Source organism: Desulfovibrio sp. 1188_IL3213 (assembly GCF_036763145.1).
Taxonomy (GTDB): Bacteria; Desulfobacterota; Desulfovibrionia; order Desulfovibrionales; family Desulfovibrionaceae; genus Desulfovibrio.
The window spans coordinates 1-1763 of the sequence record NZ_JBAIYR010000443.1 but is presented as its reverse complement, the minus strand read 5'-3'; the positions used below and the strand labels follow the sequence as shown (position 1 = coordinate 1763).

At 57.2% G+C, this 1763-nt stretch carries 2 protein-coding genes and 1 pseudogene; 1 reads left to right on the top strand and 2 read right to left on the bottom strand.

The window, feature by feature from the left end; genetic code table 11:
- Positions 1-189 (top strand): annotated as a pseudogene (locus V6C16_RS12405) (FprA family A-type flavoprotein); the annotation flags it as partial.
- A gap of 351 nt (positions 190-540) precedes the next feature.
- Here V6C16_RS12405 and V6C16_RS12400 read toward each other — a convergent pair.
- Complete coding sequence (locus tag V6C16_RS12400) at positions 541-927, bottom strand: cytochrome c3 family protein (RefSeq protein ID WP_333535421.1); 387 nt, start codon at positions 925-927, stop codon at positions 541-543.
- Between the two features lie 110 nt (positions 928-1037).
- The coding region (gene cobJ / locus V6C16_RS12395; protein WP_333543347.1) for a precorrin-3B C(17)-methyltransferase at positions 1038-1763 on the bottom strand (726 nt) is incomplete at its 5' end.

Here is a 1763-nt window from a genome sequence, read left to right as displayed (position 1 = left end):
TTCGGCTCGTTCGGCTGGTCTGGCGAGGCGCCCAGGCAGTTGCACGAGCATCTGGCCGGCATGCACATGGTCATGCCCGTGGAGCCGGTCAAGTGCAACTGGCGGCCCGACCGCGACGTGCTCAAGGCTTGCCATGAAATGGGCAAGACCGTGGCCGAAACACTGAAAAAAAAGTGCCAGGAAGGATAGCCCAAAGCTTTTCCTGCAACGCAAAAGCGGCGGAAGTAACACTTCCGCCGCTTTTATTATTCAGAACGGTTTTGCTTCAGCCTCGCCGCCTGCGGCGGGCAAACCCGCCCGCCGCAAACGCCGTATGAAGGTCGAGAGTGCAAATGGCAACGCTGCAATCCACCAGTGTTTCACCTTGAGTCCGCCTGCTGGCGACAGGTAAAATCCACCCAAAGCTATCCTGCGCGCCTTGCCGCACCTCGCATCACAAGGTCAGAGCATGTATTCAGCATATGCAGCTTGAAAGCTGAAACGCCCTGAAACAGCTCAGAGACTGAAACGCTCTACCGGTCCAATTCCAATCTATACGGACTACGGATGGCACTTGGACTTGGCGCAGCCGGTAAGGTCTTTCTTGAGGTCCGGCTTTTCAGCCACAACCTTGCTGTGACAGGCAAGACAGCTGGTGTGCTTGAGATCGCCCTTGGCGTGTACAACGTAGTACAGGCTCTTTTCGCCCTTTTTGGCGGTCAGGTCGTCATGGCACCCGGAGCTGCCGCACTTGGCAAAGCTTTCCTTGCCGTCCACCAGATGGTGGCAGGTCACGCATTCCACTTTTTCGTGGGGAGCGTGGGGAAACATGACAGTCTTTTGCGAGCCTTTGATTTCAATGGGCTTGTCAGGCACGGCAGGTGCGGCCCATACGCTCACGGCAAAAAGCAGGGCCAGCATACAGGTAAGAACAAGAGTTTTTTTCACAGTAATCCTCCAAGGTAAAAAACAACACATGAGAATTTTTGCAAGCTTACGGCCAGCATGGCAACGTGTCAATGGGGAGCATGAAACACTTTTTCAAGTCATTTGCACTGTCATAAGTGTCTTTTACGTGCATATCCCCTGGGCGTAAGCATATATGACCCAACAGATCTGCTTTCATTGTTGCCGATAACCAGCAGAGAAAGCATGTCCACCTGTGCGGCATCAAAGGCATCCAGCCTGTGCGCGCTCACACTCTGCCCCGGCCTGTACGCCTGACGCACCAACCCCACGGGGCAGTCCCCCGCGCGGAAGCGGCGGGCCAGTTCCAGCGCATGATCCAGGTGACCGGGACGCCCCTTGGAGCGCGGATTATAGATAACGCACACAAAATCCGCCTCAAGGGCCGCCGTAAGTCTTTTAACAATGGTTTCCCACGGCGTCAGCAGATCGCTCAGGCTCACGCAGGCAAAATCATGCGTCAGGGGCGCGCCCAGCAGGGCAGCAGCAGCGCATACGGCAGGAACACCAGGAACCACCACAAAGGGAACCGTATCGGCCAGGCCGCGCAATTCAAGTATTTCAAGGGCAAGCCCCGCCATTGCGTAAATGCCGGGGTCACCCGAGCAGACAAGGGCCGTGGGCCGACCAGCCAGAGCCGCATCCACGGCAGCGGCGCAGCGTTCCGTTTCATGACGCATGCCGGTGCTGATCAGTTCTTTTCCTTCCAGCAATTCGGGGGGAACCATATCCATATACAGATGATAGCCCGCCACACAGCGTGCCTGGGCCAGCACTGCGCGGGCCTGGGGCGTAAGGCATTGGGCGTCGCCGGGGCC